A 16020-nucleotide genomic window follows, 5' to 3' on the forward strand; every position below is an offset into this window, starting at 1 on the left:
CAGCGTGTTTGACCTGAATCACATCCAATCGACCCACGATCGCCGATGTAGCAATCCATTCGAAAGAACTCTTCGCATTTGCCTATCGATCAGGGAATGAGCAGCGGCCGCAACGACGGGACCTGCCGGGCCAGTTCCTCGGTCACCAGCGTGGCGAACAGCGCCGCGCCGTCGGGGCCGAGGTGGGTGTAATCGAAGGCGAGCTTGGCCTGCCCCATCGGCTCGGCGACGGCGTTGTTCTGTGCGACGGGTGCGCCCGCCACCGGCGCCGCCCCCACGGTGGTGCCGCCCAGCGCCGCGCTGACCTGCGCCGGTGTGCCGGCCGCCTGTGCCAGCGGCATGGCGGCGATTGGCCCCAGCGCCTGCACCACCGCACGGCTGCGCGCGTGCAGATCGACCAGCGGCACCTCCATCTCGCGCGCCACCGTCCGCACCGCCTCGGCCCACGGCGCCAGGTCATCGATCAGCACGCCATCGGTGAACTGGCGGCGGGTCAACGGGGTCAGCAGGACCGGTTGCGCACCGGCGGCACGGATCTCGCGCACGTAGCGGCGCAGGTTGTCCGGGAACTCGCGCTGCAGGTCGGTGGAGCGGCCCGGCTTGCCGGGCTGGTCGTTGTGGCCGAACTGGACCAGCACCCAGGTGGTGGCATAGCCGGGCGTGCGCATCTCCGCCCCGGCCAACGCCCACGATCCTTCGGCACGGTAGTTGTAGGTGCTGCGGCCGCCGCGGGCCAGGTTGGTGCAGGTCAGGAACGAGGTCACGTGCCGCGCGCAGAACGCCGGGCCCCAGCCGCCCTGCACGGCGGTGGTGGAATCGCCGACCAGCACGATCTTGCTGGCCCGGATCGGCGTCGGTGCGGGTCGATCCAGTACCGCCGGGTCGACCGCGGCCTGCGCCGCACTGATCAGGCCGAACAGCGCGCTGCCCAGCAGCCAGGAAGTACACCGCATCAGAACGTGCCTCGTTGAATGAAGGGGGCCTGCTGATAGAGACGGCGCTCGCCACCGCGCGGGTCGTCGGCCTGCTGCGAGGTGGCATCGAACACCATCGTTTCGCGGCGGGCGAGCGAATAGGTCTGCCAGCGTGGCAGTGCGCCATGATTCGGATCGCCATGGCGGGCAAAGGCGATCAACGCCTCGCTCATCGTGGCCGCCACGCGCGTGGCCTCTTCACCGTCACCGGTGCGCGAACCGGGGCGGTCGGTGTTGTCGAACACCAGCGGGATATCCAGCGTGTGGAAGGCTCCGAACCTGCCGCCGTCCAGCGGCGAGCCCCAATCGAGTTGATAGGCCCAGGTCGGTGCGCCTTGGCGCGCACGCGCCTCCAGTTCCTCCACCGCGCCCCGCCAGGAGCGGCCCGCGGTGGTGGCCGCGAAGAACACCTCCGACGGCGTGTAGTGCGGATACAGGCGGCGGTACTCGGCGATCACCACCGACGGCAGCAGGTCCACGTACTGTTCCTTCTCCAGTTTGGCCGGCAGCGTCTCCCAGGTGAGGGCGAAGTTGGCCGGGTCGTTGCCGAGGAAGGCGCGGGTTTCATCGTGGGTGTTGCCGATCACCATCGGAATCCCGGCGGACTGCGCGGGCGCCTCCGGCCAGAACGGATGCACCGGCAGCGAACGCCCGTCGAGCACCGGCCCGACGTAGAGGCTGCTGTTCTCCACGCGCGACGGGTCGCGCGCACGGGTGGCGGCCAGCAGTGCGTCCATCGGCATCGTGCGCAGCGCCTCCGCATTGGCCGCGCCGACCGCCTGCATCGCTATCTGCGCGCGCTGGGTGGCCGCACGCGGGCCGGCAGCGGTGACCTGCTGCCCGCTCATGGTCCACGCGCGCTGGAACAGGCCGCGTGCGGCGGGCATGGCCATCAGCGTGGCGATCTTCGCGCCGCCGCCGGATTGCCCCACCACGGTGATGTTGCCCGCATCGCCGCCGAACTCGTGTGCATGCTGACGGACCCACTGCAGCGCCTGGACCAGATCGAGCTGGCCGACGTTGCCGGAATCGGCGAACCGCGCATCGCCCAGCTGCGCCAGGTACAGATAGCCGAACACGTTGAGGCGATGGTTGACCGTGACCACGACCACGTCGCCGCGCCGGCACAACGCGCTGCCGTCGTACAGCGGGTCGCTGCCCGAGCCGTTGTTGTAGGCACCGCCATGGATGTAGAACACGATCGGGCGCTTGCCGCCATCGCGCAGCGCCGGGGTCCACACATTGAGGTAGAGGCAGTCTTCGCTGCCCGGCCCTTCGCTGCCGCCCTGCGGCGCGGCATGGCCGTACGCCAGCGCATCACGCACGCCCCGCCAGGCCGATTCCTGCACGGCCGGCTGGAAGCGCCGGGGGGCGGTATCGGCGCCGTAGGGAATGCCACGGAACACGTGGATGCCCTGCTCAAGCTGCCCGCGCACGCGGCCACTGCGCACGCGTGCCAGCGGCGCGGCATCGTGGCGCGGGCCGGGCACGCCGGCGAAGGCGGGCAGCAGCGGCAGGCTGGTCGCACCCAGCATCACGGCATAGCGCGCGCTGTCACGCAGGAAACGACGCCGTTGCAGATCGGCGGGGAAATCAGTCATGGCGCGCAGGCTCCGTATGGCGCGAAGGAATCCAGCGCAGGGCCAGCCCGGGCCACTGCGCGACGGTCAGACCGGCCGGGATGCGCACGCCGAAGCCATGGCCGCCGGAGGGGAACAGATGCATTTCGGCGGAGACGCCGGCGCGCAGCAGCGCCTGGTAATAGACCAGGCTGTTGTGCACCGGGACCACGTTGTCGTCCTGCGCATGCACCAGGAAGGTCGGTGGCGTATCGGTGCGGACCTGACCCTGCATCGAAAACTGCTGCTGCAGCGCCACATCCGCATGCGGCCCGAGCAGGCGCGCACGCGAGCCGGTATGCGCATGCGTGCCCATGTCGATCACCGGGTAGATCAGCAGGGCGACATCCGGGCGTGCGCTGAGTGCATCGATGGCATCGCGGTGGGGATAGACCGGGGCATCGAAGCCGTTGCTCAGCCGCGCGGCGACGTGTCCGCCGGCCGAGAAGCCCATGACCCCGACGCGTGCCGGATCGATCTGCCAGCGGGCGGAATCGGCGCGGATCACCCGCATCGCGCGCTGCGCATCGGCCAGCGCGGCCTGGCGATCGCTGCGGCCTGCAGGCAGCCGGTAACGCAGTACGAACAGGGTCACGCCGCCCTGCTCCACGAAGGCCGGCACCAGGGCGGTGCCTTCCTTGTCCAGCACGATGCGCTGGTAGCCGCCACCGGGCACCACCAGCAGGGCGCTGCCATTCGGGCGTGCCGGCCGGTACACGACGAGGTAAGGCGCACTGACGTTGTCGATGTAGCGGTCGGGCAGTGCGGGATCGGCGCTGCGCTCGATCACGTGGGGGACCGTGGCCGGGCCGGATTCGCCCGGCACCTGGCCCTCCGGCCACAGTGCAATGCGGTCCGGTGCGCCGGCGGCGGGTTCGGTCTCCGGGACGGCGCGCTCGGCCGCAGGCGCCAGGCCGCTGGCCAGCAGCAGGAGGATCAACGAAGGCAACACAAGGCAACGGCGCATCCGGGGACGTCCTTCCGGTAGAGGAAACAGGCATCGTGCCTGACCGGCAGCGCTTCTGATGCGCTGCACATTGCCAATGACACCGGTTTACCATATACAGCTCATCCAACCGCTGTCGATTGGCAGTGCAACAATTTTTCCGGGAGACCCGCTTGAGCAACGACCACGGCAAACAGGACCTGCCCGACCAGGGGTTGGGCGAGATCGCCCGGCACTTCGTCAGCGCCCGCCAACACGGCCAATCCCTGCCGGATTTCCCGGGAACCATCCCGGAAGACCTCGTCACCGCCTATCAGGTACAGGACCAGGCCATCGCGCTGTGGGACGACCAGGTGGTCGGCTGGAAGGTCGGCTACATCGCTGCCGAACGCCGCGACGGGTCGGGCGATGACCGCCTGCTGGGCCCGATCTTCGCGCGCCAGCTCTGGAATGCTACCGGTGGAACAGTCGAGATTCCGGTGTTCGTTGGTGGCTTCGGCGCGGTTGAAGCCGAGTATGTGATCCAGCTGCAGGAAGACGCTCCGGCGGACAAGCTGCACTGGACGCCGGAAGAAGCCGAGGCACTGCCCGCCAGGCTCTTCATCGGCGTCGAGGTCGCGAGCAGCCCGCTGGCGACGATCAACAAACTCGGCCCGCGCGTGGTGGTATCGGATTTCGGCAACAACAACGGCCTGGTGCTGGGTACCGAAATCGCGGACTGGACCCGCCTGGACGACGCCGACCTGCGTGCAGAGACCCGCATCGAAGGCCAGGTGGTCGGTACCGGTGGCGCCACCCTGCTGCCCGGCGGCCTGCGCACTGCCTACGCGTTCGCGTTGGCCCGTTCGGCGCAGCGTGGCCGACCGCTGAAGGCGGGTGATCTGATCGCCAGTGGCAACGCCACCGGCATCCATGACATCGCTGTGGGCCAGGAAGCATTGATCCGTTTCGTCGGTTACGGCGACATTACCTGCAAGGCCATCGCCGCCGGTTGACCGCGCGGACATGGCGAGCACGCTTGGGAGGGCGCAGATGTTCACTCGCAGAAGTTTCCTGGCTACCAGTCTGGGCGCGCTTGCCGCGCCCGCGCTGACGGCCTGTTCGCGGTCGTCCAACGCCGCACCGGCCGGTGCGCAGCTGTTGACCGCCACCGACGTCCACGTCGCCGATTACCCCACCGTCACCGCGGTGAAATGGATCGGGCAGACGCTGGAAGAAAAAACCGGCGGCCGGCTGCGGCTGCGCCAGTACCACTCCGGCCAGCTCGGCCGTGAGTCCGAGGCGATCGACATGGCCCGCTTCGGCGCCATCGACATCACCCGCGTCTACTCCGGCGCGCTCAACAACGCGTTTCCGCTGACCCAGGGCCTGTGCCTGCCGTACGTGTTCGAGTCGGTGGCGCATATGCGCCGCGCACTCGATGGCGGCGTCGCCGATACGGTCCTGCAGGGCTTTGAAACCCGTGATCTGGTCGGTCTGGCGATCTACGATTCCGGCGCGCGCTGCTTCTACAACACCAAGCACCCGATCGTGGAGCCCAAGGACCTGCACGGCCTCAAGCTGCGCGTGGCGTCTTCGGACATCTTCATCCAGCTGATGCGGCTGCTCGGTGCCAACCCGACCCCGATGTCGCTGGGCGATACCTTCTCGGGCATGGAAACGCACATGATCGATGGTGCGGAAAACAACATGCGCAGCTTCCATTCCAGCCGTCATTTCGAGGCCGCGCACTACTGGTCGCAGAGTGATCACTCCTACGCGCCGGACGTGCTGCTGATGTCGCGGCAGAGCTTCGATGCGCTGAGCCCGGCCGACCGCACCCTGGTGATCGAGACCGCGCGTGAATCGGTGCAGGTGATGCGCGAGCAGTGGGATGCCTCGGAAAGCACCGCGCGCCAGGCCGTCGCCGACTTCGGCATCACGTTCAACGAGGTCGACATGCCGGCCTTCCGCAAGGCCGCCGACCCGCTCCTGCAGCGTTACCTGCAGCAGCCGGAGCTGGCCGCCCTCACCCGTCGCATCCGCGACTTCGCCTGAGGCCCCGACGCGATGTCCGACTCGACTTCCGAAACCGTCATCACCCCCACCGCGCCGCAGCGCCTGCTCAATGTCATCGCCGATGTGGCGATCTACATTGCCGTCATCGCCCTGCTGGGCCTGGTGGTGGTGCAGGGCTGGCAGGTGTTCGCCCGCTACGTGATCAATGACTCGCCCAGCTGGACCGAGCCGGTCACGCTGCTGCTGCTCGCCACCGCGATGAGCCTGGGCGCGGCCACCGGCGTGCATACCCGCCGCCACTTCGGCTTCTTCCTGCTGGCCGCGCACATGGGGCCGGGCCTGCGCCGCGCGGTCGATGTGTTCGCCGCGCTGGTGGTGGCCGTGCTGGGCGTGGTCATCGCCTGGTGGGCAGCGGTGCTGCTCATGGACGGCCTGGACATCAAGGCCGCCGGCGCCCACCTGCCGCAGAGCATCAACTACCTGCCCCTGTCGATCGGTGGCGCGCTGATGGCGATCTTCGCCGTGAACCAGATGGCGCTGGCCGTACGCCCGGCCGATGCCGTTGCCGAGGGAGATCGCTGAGTCATGGGTATTACGATTCTTTTCACCGTGTTCGCGGTGCTGTTGCTGCTCGGCGTGCCGGTCGCGTTCGCGCTCGCCGCCGCCGCCCTGGCCACCCTGTGGTACCTCGATCTGCCGACGCTGGTGCTGGTCCAGCAGATTTCCGCCGGCACCGGTTCGGCCTCGCTGATCGCCATTCCATTGTTCATCTTCGCCGGCGAAATCATGATGCGCGGCGGCATCTCAGAACGCCTGATCTCACTGGCGTCCTCGCTGGTCGGGCGCATGCGCGGTGGCCTGGGCCAGGTCTCGATCCTGTCCTCGCTGTTCTTCGGCGGTGTGTCCGGTTCGGCCATCGCCGACGTCTCGGCGGTCGGCGGCACGATGATCCCGCAGATGGTCAAGCGCGGTTACGACCGTGACTTCGCGGTCAACGTCAGCATCACCGCCGCGCTGGTCGCGCTGCTGGTGCCGCCGTCGCACAACCTGATCCTGTTCTCGGCCGCGGCCGGTGGTGGCCTGTCGATCGCCGATCTGTTCGCGGCCGGTATCGTGCCCGCGCTGCTGATGACGGTCGTCCTGATGATCACCGGTTATCTCGTGGCACGCCGCCGCGGTTACGGCGTGGAGATCTTCCCGGGCTGGCGCGCGGTGCTGCTGCGGCTGGTCTCGGCCCTGCCCGGCCTGGGCCTGGTGGCGCTGATCTTCATCGGTATCCGTGCGGGCATCTTCACCGCGGTAGAGAGTGCGGCGATCGCCGTGGTCTACGCGCTGCTGGTGACCACCGTGCTGTACCGCCAGCTCGACTGGCGCGAGTTCCTCGGCACGGTCACCCATGCCGCGCGCAGCACCGGTGTGATCCTGTTCGTGATCGCTACGGCGGCCGTGTTCGGCTGGCTGCTGGCGTATCTGGAAGTGCCGTCGGCCGCGGTCAACTTCCTGCAGTCGTTCGCGCACAGCCAGTTCATGGTGCTGCTGATGATCGTGGTGATGCTGTTGCTGCTGGGCACCTTCATGGACCTGGCGCCGATGATCCTGATCTGCACGCCGATCTTCCTGCCCGTGGCCAAGGCCTACGGCATCGATCCGATCCACTTCGGCCTGGTGCTGGTGCTGACCGGTGGCCTGGGCCTGGTGACACCGCCGGTGGGCTCGGTGCTGTTCATCGGTACCGCGATCGGCAAGATCAGCGTCGGTGAGAGCATGCGCTCGATCTGGCCGTTCTGGTTCGCCGCGCTGGGCGTGCTGTTGATCGTCACCTTCTTCCCGGAAATGTCGCTGTGGCTGCCCGCCCTGCTGCGCGCGTAAGCGTGCGGCGGCTGGCAGCCCTGCTGTGGATCGCCCTGCCCTGCGCCGTCATGGCGCAGGGCCAGGACATCCCGCTGCGGGGCTTCCAGGACGGCATCAACCATTGGCAGAGCGGGCACGGCACGGACTACCCGCGGTGGTCCCCCGATCAGTACCGGCAGATCGCCGACAACCTGGTCGCCCTGCAACGCCATGGCGGCGGCTGGGCGGTCAACCAGGATCCGCAGCGGGTCCTCGACGATGCCGCCAAGGCACAGGTGCTGGCCGACCAGGCCACGCCCGGCGGCAGCTTCGACAACCGCAACGTCTACACCCAGGTCGGCTACCTGGCCGAGGCCTTCGCACGCAGCGGCGATGCGCGCTACCGCGACGCAGCGGTACGTGGCCTGGATTTCATCCTTGCCGAGCAGATCCCGACCTGTGGCGGCTGGCCGCATTCGGTGCCGTCGCGCACCTCGTACCACGGCCACATCACGTTCGCTGACGACGTCACCCGTGGCGTGCTGACAACGCTGCGACGCATCCAGCGCGAGCCGGTATTCGGGTTCATCACTGCCGATCAGCGGGCCCGCGTGGACGCCGCCGTCACCGCCGGCGATACCTGCCTGCTGCGGCTGCAGGTGCGCCAGGACGGCGTGCCGACGATCTGGGCCGGCCAGTACGACCGCAGCACGTTGCTGCCCGCGCAGGGTCGGAGGTTCGAACTTCCGGCGCTGGTCACCGACGAGAGTGTCGGCGTGGTCCGCTACCTGATGTCGATCCCGGATCCTTCGCCGGCGGTGGTCGCCTCTGTCAACGCTGCCATGGCGTGGTTCCAGGCGCATGCGTTGACCGGGTGGCGGCTGGAGACCTTCGAAACGACCCCGGCGCAGTTCGCGTTCCACCGCACCACGGTCGACCGCCGCCTGGTCGCCGACGCCGGCGCCCCGCTGCTGTGGGGTCGCTTCCACGACCTGCACGACAGCGCCGTGCTGCTGGCCAACCGCGAGGGTGAGCGCGTGGCCACGTTCGACGAGATTCCGCGTGAGCGCCGCACCGGCTACCACTGGTACGGCACCTGGCCGCAGGCCCTGATCACCACCGAGTACCCACGCTGGCAACAGCGTCTTGCCGGGACCGGGGCGCGCTGAGCGCGCCTGGCCCACGATACGTTCAAGGGAGAGAGACGATGCACCTGAGGAAGACCCTGGCGAGCTTCGCCACCGCCTGCCTGCTGCTGGCCGGCACCGGCCACGCCGCCGAGCCGGCCACCAACTGGACGCGCGGGCTCGAGAACCAGCGCCAGGCCGATCTGGGCAACGGCACTTTCCTCAATCCGGTGTTCGCCGGTGATCGCCCGGACCCTTCGGTGCTCAAGGATGGCGAGGACTACTACCTCACCCTGTCCTCGTTCGATGCCTACCCCGGCCTGCCGATATGGCACTCGCGCGACCTGGTCAACTGGCAGCCGCTGGGCCATGCCATCACCAGGAATGTCGGTGCGATCTGGGCCCCGGACATCGTCAAGCACGGCAGCCGCTACTACATCTACTTCCCCGCCCGTACCGGCGAGACCCGCAGCAACTTCGTGGTCTGGGCCGACAGCATCAAGGGCCCGTGGAGCGAGCCGATCGACATCGGCCTGGGCGGCTATATCGACCCGGGCCACGCGGTGGGTGAAGACGGCAAGCGTTATCTGTTCCTCAGTGGCGGCGACTACGTGCAGCTGGCCGATGACGGCCTGAGCGTGGTCGGCACGCCCAGGCACGTCTACGACGGCTGGAAATACCCGGAAAGCTGGGATGTGGAGGCCTATGCGCAGGAAGGCCCGAAGATCAACTTCCGCGATGGCTGGTACTACATGACCACCGCCGTGGGTGGCACCGCCGGCCCGCCGACCGGGCACATGGTGATCACCGCGCGCTCGCGCTCGATCCACGGCCCGTGGGTGAATGCGCCGAACAACCCGATCATGCGCACCCGGTCGGCCGCCGAGCCGTGGTGGTCGCGCGGCCATGCCACGGTGATCGAAGGCACCGACGGGCGCTGGTGGATGATGTACCACGGCTACGAGAACGGGTACTGGACGCTGGGCCGCCAGGCGCTGCTGGAGCCGATCGAATGGACCGCCGATGGCTGGTTCGTGGCCAAGGGCGGCGACCTCGGCCAGCCGCTCGCCAAGCCCTCGGGTACCTCGGTGGGCCAGCACGGCATGGCGTTGTCCGATGACTTCCGCGGCAAGACCCTCGGCGCGCAGTGGTCGTTCTTCAACCCGGCGCAGGACGAGTACAAGCGCCTGGCCTTCACCGGCAAGGGCATGGAGCTGCAGGGCAAGGGCAGCACCCCCCGCGACAGCTCGCCGCTGACCGCCATCGCCGGCGACAAGGCCTACCAGTTCGAGGTCGAGATGGAGATCGCCCCGGGCGCGGTGGGCGGTGCCCTGCTCTACTACAGCGACCGCCTGTACGTGGGCGTGGGCAGCAACGGCGAGAAGTTCATCATGCACCGCTACGGCGAGGAGCGCCCCACCCGGTTGGCCCCCAGCGCCACCGGCGGCAAGTTGTGGCTGCGGGTCACCAACAACCGCCATATCGTCACCATCCACTCCAGCACCGATGGCAGAACCTGGCAGAAGTACCCGGTTCAGATGGAAGTCTCCGGCTACCATCACAATGTGGCGGGCAAGTTCCTGGCCCTGAAGCCGGCGCTCTATGCTGCCGGTGACGGCAAGGTCCAGTTCCGGAATTTCCGCTACCGCGCCCTCGATTGAGCTCCCCGCTAGAATCCCTTGACTCATCCCCGGTTTGAACGACATGTCATTGCGCAGCAAAACCGATCCGTCGCCGCACGGATTGACCAAAGGCAAGGCCGCCACGATCAACGACATCGCGCGTCTGTCCGGGGTATCCAAGAAGACCGTCTCGCGCATCATCAACAACTCGCCGCTGGTGCGTAAGGACACGCGCGAGAAGGTCGAAGCACTGATGCGCGAGGTCGGCTACACGCCGGACCCGCTGGCCCGCGGCCTGGCGTTCCGGCGCTCGTTCCTGATCGGGATGGTGTACGACAACCCGACCGCGCAGTACATCGTGGACATGCAGTACGGTGCGCTGGATGCGTTGCGCGGCTCCAGTTTCGAGCTGGTCGTGCATCCCTGCGATTCGCGCAGCCCCGGCTACATCGACGGCGTGCGCCGCTTCGTGCAGCAGCAGAAGCTGCACGGTGTGATCCTGGTGCCGCGTGCTTCCGAAGACCAGGCACTGGTCGACATGCTCGATGAAATCGGCTGCCGCTTCACCCGCATCGCCTCGCTGCCGCTGGACGATACCTCGCAGATGGTGGTCACCCACGACCGCGACGGTGCTGCCGAAGCAGCCGATTACCTGCTCTCGCTGGGCCACCGCGACATCGCCCTGGTGACCGGCCCGAGCGCGTACCGCTCGGCGCACGAGCGGACGGCCGGCTTCATCGATGCGCTCGCCAAGCGCGGCATCGAGCTGCCGCCGGCACGCATCGTCGAGGCCGGTTACACCTTCGAATCCGGTGTGGCCGCGGCCGAGAAGCTGCTGCTGGGCAAGCAGCGGCCGACCGCCATCTTCACCGGCAACGATGAAATGGCCGCCGGTATCTACAAGGTCGCGCTGCGCGCGGGCATCAACATCCCGCGCCAGCTCTCGATCATCGGCTACGACGACAGCCCGCTGGCCTCGCGCCTGTGGCCGTCGCTGACCTCGGTGCGCCGGCATACCCGCGACACCGGCCGCACCGCCGCCGCGATGCTGATCCAGCCCGATGGCCAGGCCGTGATGCAGCACGCCAGCGTGCGCCCGCACCTGATCGTGCGCGATTCCTGCCAGCCGCCCGAGGATTGACGCCCCGGGCGTCAATCCCCGGTAGGTCACGACCGTTGGTCGTGACGCTTCTTCGGTCGTGACGCTTCTTCTGCCGTCACCCTTGCTGTGGTGTCGCCTCCCCCGGTCGTATCGCCTCCCGTCCCGACTCCCGTCCGCGGGCCACCCGGCCTATCGTGCGCTGCAAAATGACACCGGTTTACCAACTGGCTACAATCACCTGAAATCGTGCCGGGGCCGACGCATCGCCCCACCCCTGCTCTGGAGACGCCATGTACTGCAAGACCCATTACGCCACCCATCCCGACGCCATCAAGGGCGCCAGCAATGACGACCTGCGCGATCTGTATCTGCTCGATGGTCTGTTCAACGCCGATGCGGTGACCCTGAAGTACACCCACTACGAGCGCTTCGTGCTCGGCGGTGCGGCCCCGGTCAACGGCCCGGTCTCGCTGCCCAGGCAGACTGAACCCGCCTCGGCCGCCGGCCATGCCTTCCTGGAGCGCCGCGAGCTGGGCGTGATCAACGTCGGCGCCGGCAGCGGCACCGTCACCGTGGACGGCACCGTGTTCAAGCTCGGGCCGAAGGATGGTCTGTACGTGGCCATGGGCAGCGAAGACGTCGTGTTCGCGTCCGATGACGCCGCCACCCCGGCGCAGTTCTACCTGGCCTCGACCCCGGCGCACGCGCGCTTCGAGACCAAGGCGCTGTCGATCAAGGACGCCGTGGCCCTGGACCGTGGCGCGCTGGAAACCAGCAACGAGCGCACCATCTACCAGTACATCGTGCCGGCGACCTGCCAGTCCTCGCAGCTGCTGCTGGGCCTGACCGTGCTCAAGCCGGGCAGCGTCTGGAACACCATGCCGCCGCACCTGCACGACCGCCGCAGCGAAGTCTATTTCTACTTCGACCTGGGCCAGAACGACCGCGTGTACCACTTCATGGGCGAGCCGGACGCGCAGCGCCACATCGTCATCCAGAACAACGAAGCCGTCGTGTCGCCGCCGTGGTCCATCCACATGGGCGCCGGCACCAGCAACTACGCCTTCATCTGGGCGATGGGCGGCGAGAACCTGGATTACACCGACATGCACGTGCTGGACATCTGCCAGCTCAAGTGACCCCGACGCGCCGCCGGCATCGCGCCGGCGGCGTCTGTTACGCATTGGACAAGGACTACATACGCAATGGCTAATCCGTTCAGTCTGGAAGGCAAGGTCGCCCTCGTCACCGGTGGCAACACCGGCCTGGGCCAGGGCATCGCGGTCGCATTGGCGCAGGCCGGTGCCGACGTCGCCGTGGCCGGCATCCAGCCGCCCACCGAGACCATCGCGGCCATCACCGCGCTGGGCCGCCGCTGCCTGGCGATCGAAGCGAACCTGATCAGCATCGAGCCGGTCGAGCGCGTCATCCGCGAAACCATCGAAGGCCTGGGCGGCCTGGACATCCTGGTCAACAACGCCGGCCTGATCCGTCGCGCCGACGCGGTGGATTTCAGCGAGCAGGACTGGGACGACGTGATGAACGTCAACATCAAGTCCGCGTTCTTCATCTCGCAGGCCGCCGGCAGGCATTTCATCGCCCAGGGCCGCGGCAAGATCATCAACATCGCCTCGATGCTGTCCTTCCAGGGCGGTATCCGCGTGCCGTCGTACACGGCCAGCAAGAGCGGCATCGCCGGCATCACCCGCCTGCTCGCCAATGAATGGGCCAGCAAGGGCATCAACGTCAACGCGATCGCCCCGGGCTACATGGCCACCGACAACACCGCCGCGCTGCGCGCCGATGAGGACCGCAACAAGTCCATCCTCGACCGCATCCCGGCCGCACGCTGGGGCACCCCGGAAGACCTCGGCGGCACGGCCGTGTTCCTGGCCTCCAGCGCCTCGGACTACGTCAACGGCGCGGTCCTGCCGGTTGATGGCGGCTGGCTCGCTCGGTAACACCATCGCTACGCGCTGGCGCTCCCACGATCTGCGCTGCAGATCGTGGGCTCCGGTAGTGCCGGCCGCTGGCCGGCAGCTCTCCACCCAGGAGCATGACCATGCTGCGTTTGCTGCTGTCCCTGTCGCTGCTGCTTGCGGCGCCCAGCGCGCTGTGCGCCCCGCACCGCATCTTCATTGCCGGGGATTCCACCGCTGCCGGGTACGGCCCGGAACGCGCGCCACAGGCCGGCTGGGGCCAGGCCCTGCAGAGCTATCTCGATCCCGCTGTGTGGGAGGTCCGCAACCACGCCAAGGGCGGCCGCAGCACGCGCAGCTTCATCGATGAGAAACGCCTGGACGCGATCGCCGCCGAGCTTCAGCGGGGTGACGTGCTGCTGATCCAGTTCGGCCACAACGACGCCAAGTTCGAAGATCCCAGCCGCTATACCGATCCTGCCGTTGCCTACCCGCAGTTCCTGATGCGCTACGTGCAGCTGGCCCGCGACAAGGGCGCCACGCCGGTGCTGATCACGCCGGTGGCGCGGCTGCTGTATGACTTCGGCTCGCTGCTGGATACGCATGGTGTGTACACCCAGGCGGTGAAAGCGCTGGCCACGCGCGAGCAGGTCGCGCTGATCGATCTCAACGACAGTTCCACGCGCTGGATCCGCGGGCTGGGCGAACAGGGCGCCAAGCCGTATTTCCTGTTCGTGCCCGAGCAGAACAAGGCCGATGGCACGCACTTCAGCGTGGCCGGTGCGACGGCGGTGGCGTGCCTGGTGATGCGCGACTGGGTGGCGTTGCAGCCGGCGATGAGGCCTGCGCTGAAGCGCGACATCGACTGCGAGGTACGCAGTGCAGGGCAGGGCGGCGATGGCGCGAAGCCCTCGCGCGTGGTGCACGAGCGCGATATCGCCGTGACCCAGCCGGGTCCGCATGGTGGGGCGGGGCCGACCACGGCGTATCCGTTCTTCGCCGAGGACATGGACATCCCGTTCGTTCTACGCAAGCGCGTGCTGCATAAGGGTGCGGGCATCGGCCTGCATCCGCAGCACAAGGACGAGATCTACTACATCGTCAGCGGGCAGGGCAGCTACGTACTGGATGGAAAGCAGTACGACGTGGCGGCGGGGGATGCGCTGCTGACGCGGGTGGGCAGCTCACATGCGCTGCAGCAGGTGGGGGAGCAGGATCTGGTGGTGCTGTTGGCGTATCCGCGCTGAAAGGCAGCCGGGCATGACCGGGCTGCCTACGTTGATAACCTTCAAAAGCTGAGGAAGCTTTTGAAGGATAGGTGTCCAAACTTCAACAGCCCGGTGAACTGCGTCATGACGTCACACGTCGCCGCCGTCTTCCCAGCCTTCCCCCGTGCCCTTCTGGAACACATGGTCACCGTCCTGCACCTCACCGGCGGGCAGGTGGTCCCTGGCTTCCAGCGCCGCATAGATCGGGGTGAAGTCCGGCGCCGTCGCCTCCATCAGCTGCTCGAAGCTGTCGATGACGAAGTAGGTCTTCTGGAAGGTGTCGATGCGGTAGCGGGTGCGCATGATCCGCTCCAGATCGAAGCCGATCCGGTTCGGCGCCGCCGACTCCAGCGAGTACAGCGATTCGCCCTTCGATGACACGATGCCGGCGCCGTAGATGCGCAGGCCCTCGTCGGTGTTGATCAGGCCGAACTCCACCGTGTACCAGTACAGGCGGGTCAGGTGCTGCAGCGCTTCCGGACCGATCGCATGCGCTTTGACGCCGCCGCGGCCGTAGGCGGCCATGTAGTCGGCGAACACCGGGTTCATGAGCAGCGGCACGTGACCGAACAGGTCATGGAACATGTCCGGCTCGGCGATGTAGTCGATCTGGTCCGGGCGGCGGATCCACCACGTCACCGGGAAGCGGCGGTTGGCCAGGTGGTCGAAGAAATCCAGCTCCGGCAGGAGGCCTTCCACTCCGACCAGGGTCCAGCCGGTGGCGGCGCCCAGCACTTCGTTGAGCTGGTCGAAGCGCGGGATCATGTGCGCGCTCATCCCCATCTCGTCCTGCGCGTGCAGGAATTCCTTGCTGGCACGGCCTTCCAGCAGCGCGCGCTGGCGCTGGTACAGCGTGCTCCAGGTGGCGTGGTCGTCGGCGGTGTAGCTGTCCCAGGGCTGTTCCACGATGGCGGTGGTATAGACCGGCACGTACCCCTTGTCGGTCTGCTGGTGTTCGACGCGGCGGGGGGCGGTGGCGGTTTCCATCGTGGTGGTCTCCTGGGAAGTCATCTGTCGATGCTAGGGCAGGGCGCGCGCAAGAGGTTTGCAAAGTTGCGCGGATATGGCCTTCTGGCGCAAGATCATTGCGTCCACCTCATGTTGCGGGGCAGCAATGACCGGAATTGCCCAGTTCGACCGCACGGATCTGCGCCTGCTGGCGGAAATCCAGCAACACGGCCGCGCGACCAACGCCGAGCTGGCCGCACGGGTGAACCTGTCCCCGTCCGCCTGCCTGCGGCGCGTCCAGCGGCTGGAGAGCGAGGGCGTGATCGCCGGGTATGGCGCGCGCCTGGAACCGCGCCAGATCGGGCTGGGGTTGCAGGCCTTCGTCCGCGTGCAGCTGGAGAAGCACGACCAGCACGCCATCGGCGTGTTCGCCGACAGCGTCCTGATCTGGGATGAGGTGGTGGCCTGCCATGCGCTCACCGGCGACATGGACTATCTGCTGCACATCTATGTGCGCGACCTGGAGCACTTCTCCAGCTTCCTGCTCGACAAGCTGCTCAATGCCGCCGGCGTGGCCGACGTCAATTCCAGCTTCGTGCTGCGCACCGTGAAGGACTTCCGCGCGCTGCCGTTGTCGCAGCTGGAGTGACGCGGATCGCCCTCCCGA

General features: G+C 67.6%; 15 protein-coding genes. 11 read left to right on the plus strand and 4 right to left on the minus strand.

What is annotated here, in order from left to right:
• Positions 1–89: 89 nt before the first annotated feature.
• Genes ABE424_RS10875 through ABE424_RS10885 form a run of 3 tightly spaced genes read right to left on the minus strand, consistent with a single transcriptional unit; the run spans position 90 to position 3560 of the window.
• Positions 90–953, minus strand: coding sequence for a rhamnogalacturonan acetylesterase (locus ABE424_RS10875; protein ID WP_346491433.1), 864 nt, complete (start codon positions 951–953; stop codon positions 90–92).
• The gene (locus tag ABE424_RS10880) at positions 953–2575 is read right to left on the minus strand and encodes a carboxylesterase/lipase family protein (protein WP_346491434.1); all 1623 of its coding nucleotides are present in this window, start codon (positions 2573–2575) and stop codon (positions 953–955) included. The genes ABE424_RS10875 and ABE424_RS10880 overlap by 1 nt, the downstream gene beginning before the upstream one ends.
• Positions 2568–3560: an alpha/beta hydrolase gene (locus tag ABE424_RS10885; RefSeq protein ID WP_346491435.1), complete on the minus strand. Its 993-nt coding sequence runs from the start codon at positions 3558–3560 to the stop codon at positions 2568–2570. Before ABE424_RS10885 ends, ABE424_RS10880 begins: the two co-directional genes overlap by 8 nt.
• Before the next feature lie 152 nt (positions 3561–3712).
• Between ABE424_RS10885 and ABE424_RS10890 the strand changes: the two genes are divergently transcribed.
• The 10 genes from ABE424_RS10890 to ABE424_RS10935 all read left to right on the plus strand — a co-directional run bounded on the left by ABE424_RS10890 (position 3713) and on the right by ABE424_RS10935 (position 14384).
• Positions 3713–4534 (plus strand): 2-keto-4-pentenoate hydratase, encoded by an 822-nt coding sequence (locus tag ABE424_RS10890; protein ID WP_176990782.1) that lies wholly within the window; start codon positions 3713–3715, stop codon positions 4532–4534.
• 37 nt (positions 4535–4571) lie between these two features.
• A complete protein-coding gene (locus tag ABE424_RS10895) occupies positions 4572–5576 on the plus strand; it encodes a TRAP transporter substrate-binding protein (protein ID WP_176990783.1) in 1005 nt (334 codons plus the stop codon).
• A gap of 12 nt (positions 5577–5588) precedes the next feature.
• Entirely contained in the window at positions 5589–6119 is a 531-nt protein-coding gene (locus ABE424_RS10900) for a TRAP transporter small permease (protein ID WP_313219814.1), read from the plus strand.
• Between the two features lie 3 nt (positions 6120–6122).
• Entirely contained in the window at positions 6123–7406 is a 1284-nt protein-coding gene (locus ABE424_RS10905; protein ID WP_121043820.1) for a TRAP transporter large permease, read from the plus strand.
• Complete coding sequence (gene pelA / locus ABE424_RS10910) at positions 7379–8536, plus strand: pectate lyase (protein ID WP_346491436.1); 1158 nt, start codon at positions 7379–7381, stop codon at positions 8534–8536. The genes ABE424_RS10905 and pelA overlap by 28 nt, the downstream gene beginning before the upstream one ends.
• A gap of 38 nt (positions 8537–8574) precedes the next feature.
• Entirely contained in the window at positions 8575–10155 is a 1581-nt protein-coding gene (locus ABE424_RS10915) for a family 43 glycosylhydrolase (protein WP_346491437.1), read from the plus strand.
• 43 nt (positions 10156–10198) lie between these two features.
• A complete protein-coding gene (locus tag ABE424_RS10920) occupies positions 10199–11257 on the plus strand; it encodes a LacI family DNA-binding transcriptional regulator (protein ID WP_121044030.1) in 1059 nt (352 codons plus the stop codon).
• Positions 11258–11508: 251 nt separating this feature from the next.
• Positions 11509–12357: a 5-dehydro-4-deoxy-D-glucuronate isomerase gene (gene kduI / locus ABE424_RS10925; protein WP_179460622.1), complete on the plus strand. Its 849-nt coding sequence runs from the start codon at positions 11509–11511 to the stop codon at positions 12355–12357.
• Between the two features lie 66 nt (positions 12358–12423).
• On the plus strand, positions 12424–13179 hold the full coding sequence (gene kduD, locus ABE424_RS10930) for a 2-dehydro-3-deoxy-D-gluconate 5-dehydrogenase KduD (protein WP_128095343.1): 756 nt from the start codon (positions 12424–12426) through the stop codon (positions 13177–13179).
• Positions 13180–13280: 101 nt separating this feature from the next.
• Entirely contained in the window at positions 13281–14384 is a 1104-nt protein-coding gene (locus ABE424_RS10935) for a GDSL-type esterase/lipase family protein (RefSeq protein ID WP_346491438.1), read from the plus strand.
• A 111-nt stretch (positions 14385–14495) separates the two neighbouring features.
• On the opposite strand, the gene phhA is transcribed toward ABE424_RS10935, so the two are convergent.
• Positions 14496–15392 carry a phenylalanine 4-monooxygenase gene (gene phhA / locus ABE424_RS10940; RefSeq protein ID WP_346491488.1) on the minus strand — a complete coding sequence of 299 codons (897 nt, stop codon included), beginning with the start codon at positions 15390–15392 and terminating at the stop codon, positions 14496–14498.
• 127 nt (positions 15393–15519) lie between these two features.
• Between phhA and ABE424_RS10945 the strand changes: the two genes are divergently transcribed.
• Positions 15520–16002, plus strand: coding sequence for an Lrp/AsnC family transcriptional regulator (locus ABE424_RS10945; RefSeq protein ID WP_123730980.1), 483 nt, complete (start codon positions 15520–15522; stop codon positions 16000–16002).
• Positions 16003–16020: the final 18 nt, after the last annotated feature.

Source organism: Stenotrophomonas sp. TWI1149, assembly GCF_039673155.1.
Taxonomy (GTDB): Bacteria; Pseudomonadota; Gammaproteobacteria; order Xanthomonadales; family Xanthomonadaceae; genus Stenotrophomonas; species Stenotrophomonas maltophilia_AA.

Excerpts from the sequence above, each read along its gene's own strand:
- ABE424_RS10875 (WP_346491433.1), bottom strand. The coding sequence starts at position 953 with ATGCGGTGTACTTCCTGGCTGCTGGGCAGCGCGCTGTTCGGCCTGATC.
- ABE424_RS10880 (WP_346491434.1), bottom strand. The coding sequence starts at position 2,575 with ATGACTGATTTCCCCGCCGATCTGCAACGGCGTCGTTTCCTGCGTGAC.
- ABE424_RS10885 (WP_346491435.1), bottom strand. The coding sequence starts at position 3,560 with ATGCGCCGTTGCCTTGTGTTGCCTTCGTTGATCCTCCTGCTGCTGGCC.
- ABE424_RS10895 (WP_176990783.1), top strand. The coding sequence starts at position 4,572 with ATGTTCACTCGCAGAAGTTTCCTGGCTACCAGTCTGGGCGCGCTTGCC.
- ABE424_RS10900 (WP_313219814.1), top strand. The coding sequence starts at position 5,589 with ATGTCCGACTCGACTTCCGAAACCGTCATCACCCCCACCGCGCCGCAG.
- ABE424_RS10905 (WP_121043820.1), top strand. The coding sequence starts at position 6,123 with ATGGGTATTACGATTCTTTTCACCGTGTTCGCGGTGCTGTTGCTGCTC.
- ABE424_RS10915 (WP_346491437.1), top strand. The coding sequence starts at position 8,575 with ATGCACCTGAGGAAGACCCTGGCGAGCTTCGCCACCGCCTGCCTGCTG.
- ABE424_RS10920 (WP_121044030.1), top strand. The coding sequence starts at position 10,199 with ATGTCATTGCGCAGCAAAACCGATCCGTCGCCGCACGGATTGACCAAA.
- kduI (WP_179460622.1), top strand. The coding sequence starts at position 11,509 with ATGTACTGCAAGACCCATTACGCCACCCATCCCGACGCCATCAAGGGC.
- kduD (WP_128095343.1), top strand. The coding sequence starts at position 12,424 with ATGGCTAATCCGTTCAGTCTGGAAGGCAAGGTCGCCCTCGTCACCGGT.
- ABE424_RS10935 (WP_346491438.1), top strand. The coding sequence starts at position 13,281 with ATGCTGCGTTTGCTGCTGTCCCTGTCGCTGCTGCTTGCGGCGCCCAGC.
- phhA (WP_346491488.1), bottom strand. The coding sequence starts at position 15,392 with ATGGAAACCGCCACCGCCCCCCGCCGCGTCGAACACCAGCAGACCGAC.
- ABE424_RS10945 (WP_123730980.1), top strand. The coding sequence starts at position 15,520 with ATGACCGGAATTGCCCAGTTCGACCGCACGGATCTGCGCCTGCTGGCG.